The organism is Armatimonadia bacterium (genome assembly GCA_039679385.1).
Lineage (GTDB): Bacteria > Armatimonadota > Zipacnadia > Zipacnadales > JABUFB01 > JAJFTQ01.
This window is the reverse complement of the sequence record JBDKVB010000018.1, coordinates 25,120-31,911: the sequence shown is the minus strand read 5'-3', so window position 1 is coordinate 31,911 and position 6,792 is coordinate 25,120. Positions and strand designations below refer to the sequence as shown.

At 66.4% G+C, this 6,792-nt stretch carries 5 protein-coding genes; 3 read left to right on the top strand and 2 right to left on the bottom strand.

The window, feature by feature from the left end; all coding sequences use genetic code 11:
• From ABFE16_02205 to ABFE16_02195, 3 genes are all read left to right on the top strand, one after another.
• Nucleotides 1–520: sugar phosphate isomerase/epimerase (locus tag ABFE16_02205; GenBank protein ID MEN6344084.1), on the top strand; the 520-nt coding region annotated here is incomplete at its 5' end.
• A 93-nt stretch (nucleotides 521–613) separates the two neighbouring features.
• A complete protein-coding gene (locus tag ABFE16_02200; protein MEN6344083.1) occupies nucleotides 614–2,065 on the top strand; it encodes a pentapeptide repeat-containing protein in 1,452 nt (483 codons plus the stop codon).
• A gap of 33 nt (nucleotides 2,066–2,098) precedes the next feature.
• Nucleotides 2,099–3,895 carry a hypothetical protein gene (locus ABFE16_02195; GenBank protein ID MEN6344082.1) on the top strand — a complete coding sequence of 599 codons (1,797 nt, stop codon included), beginning with the start codon at nucleotides 2,099–2,101 and terminating at the stop codon, nucleotides 3,893–3,895.
• Nucleotides 3,896–3,913: 18 nt separating this feature from the next.
• Here ABFE16_02195 and ABFE16_02190 read toward each other — a convergent pair whose 3' ends face one another.
• Both ABFE16_02190 and ABFE16_02185 read right to left on the bottom strand, forming a co-directional pair.
• Nucleotides 3,914–5,146, bottom strand: a complete 1,233-nt coding sequence (locus tag ABFE16_02190) for a hypothetical protein (protein ID MEN6344081.1) — start codon at nucleotides 5,144–5,146, stop codon at nucleotides 3,914–3,916.
• Between the two features lie 62 nt (nucleotides 5,147–5,208).
• A complete protein-coding gene (locus tag ABFE16_02185) occupies nucleotides 5,209–6,738 on the bottom strand; it encodes an NAD(P)H-hydrate dehydratase (protein MEN6344080.1) in 1,530 nt (509 codons plus the stop codon).
• Nucleotides 6,739–6,792 lie beyond the last annotated feature (54 nt).

The window sequence follows — 6,792 nt, the reverse complement described above, 5'->3', positions numbered from 1 at the left end:
CAAGAACCTCAAGAAGGCCGGCGTCTACGCCTGCTTCGAGATGCACCCGAACTTCCTGGTGTACAACCCGGAGACGCTCATCAAGCTGCGCAAGGCCGTCGGCGCCAATGGTGACCGGATCTGCGCGAACTACGACCCGAGCCACCTGTTCTGGCAGGGCATCGACAACACCGCCGCCATCCGCTGGCTGGGTGAGCAGAGCGACCCCGTCATCCGCCACTTCCACGCCAAGGACTCGCTGGTGTATGACTGGAACGCCAGGGTCAACGGCGTCCTCGATACCAAGCACTACGGCGACGCGATCAACCGCTCCTGGATCTTCCGGTCGGTGGGCTACGGTCACGGTGCCGACGTCTGGAAGGACATCCTCAGCACCCTGCGCATGGTCGGCTACGATGGCGCGCTGTCCATCGAGCACGAGGATGGCCTCATGACCAATGACGAGGGCTTCCTCAAGGCCGTCGCCATGCTCAAGGAGTGCGCGATGTTCCAGGAACAGGGCGCCATGACCTGGGCCTAGGCTCGGCGAAGGACCAACTGGACTAAGTGGGGAAATAGGGGGACGTGTCCGTCCAGGGCCGTCCCCCCATCACTTTGTCTCGGAGCCAGCGATATGCCTTCGTATGCGCGACTGACCGCTCTCCTCATCCTGATAGTATGCACGACGGTCCCTGCGGACGAGAGCAAGTCACCGGCCTCTCCACAGCAGGTCCGTGAGTACGCCGCTGCAGGACGCAGCTTCGCCGGCGCCGGTCTCGCTGCGATGGACCTGTCGGGCCTTAGCTGCAAGGGTCTGAACCTGACGGGCACGAAGTGGCTGCGCACCGATCTTCGCGGCGCGCGGTTTGACGCTACGGACCTGACCGGTGCCGTCATGGATGAGGCGAGTCTGCGGGGAGCGACCTTCACGGGCAGCAACCTGACCGGACTACAGGCGAGGAAGGCTGACCTCTCGGGTGCGCTGTTTCAGGGCTCCTGTCTGGCCGGAGCGAATCTGGCCGGGGCTGTGCTGGACGGCGCCCAGTTCAATGGCACCGCGTACTCCCAGACCGGCGGACGGTACCTGGATGCGCTGGCCCTGGCGCTGTCGGCTCTGAACAGCGGAGCCTCCACGGGAACGCCGCTGACGCTGACGCCGACCCTCGCAGCGGGACTTGCCGGCGATCCCTTCGCTTTCGTGTACAACACCGGGGACCCGACCGCGGAGCCGATCACACCTTTCAACGACAACCCCTTGCGGGCCGCCGTCACTTCCCTCGGCGGGATGCTGCAGGTGCAGTACGATCTTCCCGCTGCCAACGCCTTCGAAGCTCTGACGCGTGCGGTGCAGGCGGGCAAGGTCGGGCTCGTGCCGATTACGCTTGCCGGTGGGACCATGCAGGGCTCCGACTTCGACCAGCCCTTCTGGGCCGTGGCCACCGCTGTAGATGAGGTAGCACAGCCCGCGCAACTGGTGACCTTCGTCCCGCCCTTCGGTGAGCGCAAGCTCTCGGCGGAGGACTTCGCAGCCGTCTGCGCCGGACCCTTTGGCACGCTGGAGCCGGTCGGCACCGAGCGTTCCCATGCACGCTACCCCGTGTTCCTCCTCTCGCGGGGCGCGGAGACCAAGTCACCCCAGGATGCGATCATGGCCGCCCTTCGCCACGCCGCCGACATCCTTCAGGACCAGCGCACCTACACCACCTACGTCCCGGGCGTGGCGGGTCTGCAGAACCTGTCGCAGGACTTCGGGCGGATGGGAATCACCCCGGAGGCCGCTGCGACCTCGGGCCTGATGGCCTGGGGAGAAGCCCCTCGGAAGCAGCTAATCAGCGCTCGGCGCGAGGCCGCCGCTTTCCTCGATCAGGCCGCCGCGCTGCTACCGGAAGCCACCAGGCCGCTCCTGGCTCAGGCAGCCGCTCTGTTCCGCAGTGAGGCGCAGTTCCTCGACACGGGCTTCCCGCCGGCGGACGCCTCGGGCACTCCCGCTCAGCGTTACCTGGCTGCCTCGCAGGCTCTCGCCCAGTGTGCCGCGATCGAGTCCTCGGCAGCCCAGCTTCTCGTCGAGGCCGGAGGACGTCCCTGAGCTAGCCCGAACACCACCTGAGGAGGCAGCCCCATGCGTGCCCTGACGCTCGCCGTCTTCGGTCTCACCATCGTCACGCTGGCGGGAGGAGATGAGGCTGTGGTCAAGCACTCGGACGTGGTGTTCATGGGCCCGAAGTCCGTCGACGTGTACAAGGCCTACGGGGCCACAATGGTGAGCTGGGGTGGCGGAGCGGCAAGCGAGGCACCCAAGGACGTTGCCTCCTTCGCCCAGCGCGTCAAGGACGCCCATGACCTGGGGATACGCTACTGCGCCGGGCTGGCCTTCCGCACGGCCTTTGCCCGCATGATCGACTTCGATCCCAACTTCCTGGAATCGGTCTGCCGCAACCTCAAGGGTGAGCCGATCACCGTCCCCTGGCTCTGGGACCTCAACCACAAGGGCCATCCCGCCTACTGGTTCTGCACCAACGCTCCGGGGTACCGCAAGTACCTGCTGTACCAGTGCAAGAACGCCATGGCCACGCAGGTCGAGGGGCTGCACATCGACGACTACAACGGGACTGCCGGCACCGAGTCTCAGGGCGGCTGCTTCTGCCCGCACTGCATGGCCGCCTTCCGCGAATACCTGAAGTCGCACCTCTCGGCGGAACGGCTCGCGCAGCTCAAGATCGGCAGTCTCGACGGCTTCGACTACGGGGCCTGGCTCACAGGGCAAGGCATCACAGACGACGACTTCCGCAAGAAGGTCCGCAGCGGCCTTCCCCTCGGTGAGGAGTTCCTGACCTTCCAGTACCGTGCTGCCGCGGAGTGGGTCGGTGAGGTCCGCAAGTATGCCGAAGGCCTTGCCGGTCACCCGCTCATGCTCAGCGTGAACTCCTCTGCTTCCGGGCCGGGGAGCCTGGTGATCGCCCCACAGCTCTCCTACTTCTGCGGTGAAGTCGGCCACGACGCAGGGACCCTGAAGGTCTCCTACTCGCCGATCTTCACCTACAAGCTCGGCGACGCGTTACAGCGTCCGCAGGTGTGTACCGGCGCCGGACAGGACTGGGCACTGATTGATGAGAGGAAGCTGCCGGGGCTGGTCCGCACCTGGATTGCCCAGTCCTACGCCTTCGGCCACCAGCTCATGTGCCCGCATCGCCAGTGGGCCTACACGGCGCAGAAGGGAACCCACTGGTACCAGAGCCAGCCCTCGGACTACGCGTGGATGTACCAGTTCGTGCGGTCGCACGCAGCGCTCTTTGACGGTTTCGAGGCGGTGGCCCCGGTCGGCGTGGTATACAGCAACGCCGCCTTCCGCAAGGGGAAGACGGCGGCTCGGAACGTCTGCCTCGAGTTGGCCCAGCGGAACATCCCCTTCCGGGTGCTCATCGCCGGTGACGACTGGCTGGACGTACGCCTGAAGCCGGAGGACCTCGTCGGCCTGCGGGCAATCATCGTCACCCCGCCGATGGAGCTTGATGCGCAGCAGCAGGCAGTGCTCGACTCCGCTGCAGACCGAATCGTGACCTGGCCGGACGAGGCGCGGCTGCAGGCTCTCGCGCCTTCGCCCATCACCGTCGAGGGAGCAAGCAACGTGACCGTTGTCCCGCGAGCCCCGGCCGGGGATGACAGTGCGCCGATGGTGTGCCACCTGGTGAACCGCAACTACGTGGCCGAGACGGATAGTTGCACGCCGCAGACCAACCTCACAGTGACCCTCAGCCGCTGGCTGACCGGCCCGCGACCGGTCACCGCAGCGACGCTTCTTGCCCCCAACAAGGAACCGGTTCGACTAGACGTGGCCGGCGTGGGAGATGCGACCAGGATTCCTGTGCCGGAACTGGGCGAGTGGGCAATCCTGAGGATCAGTCGCGGCGATAAGTAGCTGCCCACAAGGGGCCTCTCACCAGCGCTCGGCTTCCTCCATGGCGATGCGGGTCCACTCGTCGAAGCGCCAGGGCTGCTGGTTGCAGGTGTGCGTGTCCTTCATGACCATCTCCAGCACGCAGCCGTTGGCGCGAGCGATGTCCACCGTCTGCCGGATATCCTGGCGCACCCAGTCCGCGTCAAACTCGACGGCCGCCAGCGCCGCCGGATTCGGCTTCCAGTTGTAGATGATCTCCGAGCCCAGCTTCTCCGCGCTTCTCTTGCGGTCCGCCCAGGGACTGATCGACACCCGACGCAGATTCGGCACCCGACGCTTGAGGGTGTCGAGATGGCGGTGGAGTGGCTCGCAGCACCCATAGCAGTTCAGTCCCAGGCGCTCCAGCAGCGGCAACTCGTACTCCAGCACAAACTCCTCGTGCATCGCCGGCGAGACCTCGGACATGGTCTGTGCCTCGGCGAAGCCCCACAGGTCCTTCAGCCGCACGGTGCCCTCGAAGTCCGGCTGCGGAAGCTCCCGGCAGAAGCCCCAGGCGCCCGATCCCGTGTAGTGGTTGCCGTTGTTGAGGGTCAGCAGCCCCTGGCTCTCCAGCGACTCCATCAGCGCCAGCTTCCCGTCCCGCAGGCGAGACATGCCCTCATGCACCATCTGCGGATCATCCGTCATGTCCCAGAAGGTCTGCTCGATTCCCCGCAGGCGCGTCCACTCGTCGATGAGTCCGCAACTCCCGAAGCGGTTGCCCGAGAGCTCGACCTGCAGCAGGCCCCCGAACAGGTCCTCGTAGAACTCCACCCGCTGCGCAGTCGCCTCAGGATCATGCGTCACCTGGGGGGTCTGGAGGCGGTCCAGGTCGGCGTGAGTCTTGATGGGCGGGTCCCAGACGTAGGCACCACGAGCGGCCTCAGGCCGAGTGTAGACGGGCTCGACGCCCCAGCCGGTGACCTGAAGTGCTCGCGGAACCCGGAAGATGGCATCGCAGACCTGATCGTCGTCGAAGTGCTCCGCGGCGTAGAGGCGCCTTCGCAGGTCCCCCTCGATTGAGCGGGCCTGGTCGTCCTCACAGCGATAGACTTCCTCCGGGAGCAACTCGACCCAGGAGCCCTCCGGTGAGGCATACACGAGCGGCCGACCGGGCTGGAGGCAGTTCTGCGCATACCAGCGCTCTTTGCCTTCGGCGCTTCGCGGCTGGGCGGCGACTTCGGCCACCTGCTCTGCCAGGTCTCTGAGAATCTCGCGGTCCCGCTTGGTCATCGTCTGGCTCTCCTGTTCTCACACGTCGCCTGCGTGCGTGTTACGAGCTTCGGACTCAGCGGTCAGTCCGGGAAGACCTCGCGGAGCCTCTCGACGACGTCCGAGGCAAGCAGACCCCGTCCACCTGTCTCCGCAGCAAGGTCGGCAGCGAGACCGTGGTAGTAGACGCCCGCCACTGCGGCCGCAACCGGCTCAGCACCACCGGCCAGGAAGGCGAGGATGATCCCGGTAAGCACGTCGCCCATTCCGCCGCTGGCCATGCCGCAGTTCCCCGTGGTGTTGACCCACACATAGCCTTCAGGCTCGGCGATGACCGTGGCCGCACCCTTCAGCACCACCACGGATCGCGCGATACGTGCTGCCCGCCGGGCAGCGGCGACGCGGTCCTCCTCGATACCCTCCGGTGTGGTGCCCAGTAGTCGGGCCAGCTCTCCGGGGTGCGGAGTGAGGACCGTTCCCGCCTGCCTGTCGAGGAGCAACCCAGGGTCACCACCCAGGCAGTTGAGACCGTCGGCGTCGAGCACCAGCGGTACCGGAATCGGCTTCACCGTGGTCCGCACGAGCTCCGCCGTGCCTGGGTCCTGCGACAGTCCCGGGCCAAGGGCGACGGCATCCGAGCGGGAGGCACGCTCCAGTACCTCCTTGCGCGCCGAGGCGTCGAGGCTTCGCTGCGGCGTCTCGGGCATGGGGATCGTCATCGCCTCGGTACACTTGACCTCCAGGATATCGTTGAGACTCGCCGGGCAGGCGAGGGTGACCAGACCGGCTCCGGCTCGTGTGGCTGCCGTGGCACACAGCGCTGCCGCCCCCGTCATCCCCACTGATCCGGCAACAACGAGCGCTCGACCGGCATCGCCCTTGTGCATCGCCGGGAAGCGCGCAGGTAGAAGCGCCTCAGCCAGGTCAGCATCCACCAACTCCGCCTTGAGGGAGTCGCTGACCAGCAGCGGATGAGGCAGGCTGATGTCGGCCACGCGCAACTCGCCGCACAACTCCCGACCGGGGTACTGCACCAGTCCCAGCTTGGGCAGCCCGAAGGTCACGGTCGCCTCGGCGCGCACAGCCCGACCGGCAACGGCTCCGGTATCGGCCCTCACTCCCGAGGGGATATCGACGGAGACGACCCGGGCGTGGCTGAGGTTGATCGCGTCGATCGCGCCAGCGGACACACCGTGCACCTCTCCTGTGGTACCGGTGCCGAGGACCGCGTCGACGATGAGGTCGGCACGCTCCGTCATCATCCGCACGGCCGCCTCGTCGGCATCCTCCGTGATCCGCACACCGAGGTTCTGGGCCATGCGCAGGTTCGTTGCTGCGTCGCCGGTAAGGTCCCTGGCATCGGCCAGCAGTGCGACCTGCACGTGGACGCCCTGGTTCACAAGGTGGCGAGCGACGACCAGCCCGTCTCCCCCATTGTTGCCCTTGCCGCAGACGATCAGCACATGCGCTGCGGGGTCCTCAAGCAGCATCTCCCGGACCGCCTCAGTGACTTGGCGCCCCGCGTTCTCCATCAGCACAATCCCGGGAATGGCGTACTTCTCAATCGCTGCGGCATCGATACGCCGCATCTCTTCCGCCGTCACAAGCTTCATACTGCATCCCTTCCGAGCCCGACCTTCAGCCAGCCTCTACACACCCTCTGAGTG

Bases quoted from the DNA above. Each gene is read 5' to 3' on its own strand.
- ABFE16_02200 (MEN6344083.1), top strand. From the start codon at position 614: ATGCCTTCGTATGCGCGACTGACCGCTCTCCTCATCCTGATAGTATGC.
- ABFE16_02195 (MEN6344082.1), top strand. From the start codon at position 2,099: ATGCGTGCCCTGACGCTCGCCGTCTTCGGTCTCACCATCGTCACGCTG.
- ABFE16_02190 (MEN6344081.1), bottom strand. From the start codon at position 5,146: ATGACCAAGCGGGACCGCGAGATTCTCAGAGACCTGGCAGAGCAGGTG.
- ABFE16_02185 (MEN6344080.1), bottom strand. From the start codon at position 6,738: ATGAAGCTTGTGACGGCGGAAGAGATGCGGCGTATCGATGCCGCAGCG.